The sequence below is a fragment of the Paenarthrobacter sp. CM16 genome (assembly GCF_013179505.1).
Lineage (GTDB): Bacteria > Actinomycetota > Actinomycetes > Actinomycetales > Micrococcaceae > Arthrobacter.
Map to the genome: position 1 here is coordinate 1 of NZ_JABMCX010000534.1, position 1,394 is coordinate 1,394.

Genomic DNA, 1,394 nt, shown 5'->3' on the forward strand with positions numbered 1-1,394 from the left:
CCGGAGCAATCCGCAACGCAACAGGGATACGAGTCATGGACACAACAGAACGCCAGCCCCGGAAACAGGGCTGGCGTTTTGTTTTCCTGGCACTGGTCCTCGCCGTAGCCATCAGCGGACTGGTCCGGTCCTTGTGGCTGGACGTTTACTACATCCCGTCCGAATCCATGGAACCCCTCCTCGGGGCAGGGGACAGGATCCTGGTGTCACGGACGGCCTTTACTTCCGAGCCGATCCGCCGCGGTGACATCGTGGTCTTCGACGGCCGGGGCTCGTTCGCTCCGCTGAGCAGCGGACAAGGTCCTTTTGTTGACGCCGTCTCGGCCGCAAGCCAATGGTTTGGACTGACCGGCAGCGACACCACCTATGTCAAGCGGGTCATCGGCGTTGCGGGGGACCGCGTCCAGTGCTGTGATTCCAACGGCCTCCTCACGGTCAATGGTGAGCCGCTTCAGGAACCCTACGTGTATCCGGGGGATGAGAACAGCAAGCAGAAATTCGAGGTCGTGGTCCCTGATGGCCGGCTTTGGCTGATGGGTGATCACCGCTCGCGTTCTGCAGACTCCCGGGGACTGCTGGGTGCGCCGGGTGGCGGCATGGTTCCTGTGGAACGGGTGATCGGCCGACCGGTCCGGATCATCTGGCCACTTGATAGATTTGCAGAAATGCCTCGCTCTCCGCAGGCCGAAATATCGAAGAACGGACAGTAGATGCCGGACAAAGCTCCAGAGAATCCCGAGCGGTACGACGACGACGCGCGGGTCTCGGACGTAACGGCACCTGCCGCCGGGGTGGCTGATTCCCGGGAGTCTACGGGCGGCGCCCACGCAGTGGAGAAGCCCCGCAAGAATCCTGTCATGGCATGGGTCAAAGAGATCGTGACCGTGGTGGCTATCGCGCTGGTGCTGTCATTCCTGCTGAAGACCTTCCTTTTCCGCGCGTTCTATATTCCGTCGGAATCCATGGAAAGCACCCTGGACGTCAATGACCGTATCTTCATCAATTTGCTGGTTCCTGAACCCTTCGCCCTGCAACGCGGCGATGTTGTGGTGTTCAAGGATTCCCAGAGCTGGTTGACGCCGGTTGCCAAGAAGCCCGCCGGCCCCATGGACTGGGTAGGGGACGCACTGGAATTTGTGGGCTTGGCTGCCGATGACAATGAGCAGCACCTCGTCAAGCGTGTCATCGGGCTTCCCGGTGACAGGGTTTCCTGCTGCGATGCCCAGGGGCGTGTCAGTATTAATGGTGTGCCGTTGGATGAGACCTACATCAACCCTGCCGAGATACCGCAGCCGAATGCGTTCGACATTGTTGTTCCAGAGGGCAAGGTCTGGGTAATGGGTGATAACCGTAATCATTCGGCAGACTCCCGGGCGCACCAGGAGAGCAACGGC

At 60.4% G+C, this 1,394-nt stretch carries 2 protein-coding genes; both read left to right on the plus strand.

What is annotated here, in order from left to right:
* Nucleotides 1-35: 35 nt before the first annotated feature.
* Nucleotides 36-710: a signal peptidase I gene (gene lepB, locus HP499_RS24255; RefSeq protein WP_172326573.1), complete on the plus strand. Its 675-nt coding sequence runs from the start codon at nucleotides 36-38 to the stop codon at nucleotides 708-710.
* Nucleotides 711-1,394: signal peptidase I (gene lepB / locus HP499_RS24260; protein WP_172326574.1), on the plus strand; the 684-nt coding region annotated here is incomplete at its 3' end. It lies immediately after the preceding gene.

Bases quoted from the DNA above. Each gene is read 5' to 3' on its own strand.
- lepB (WP_172326573.1), top strand. From the start codon at position 36: ATGGACACAACAGAACGCCAGCCCCGGAAACAGGGCTGGCGTTTTGTT.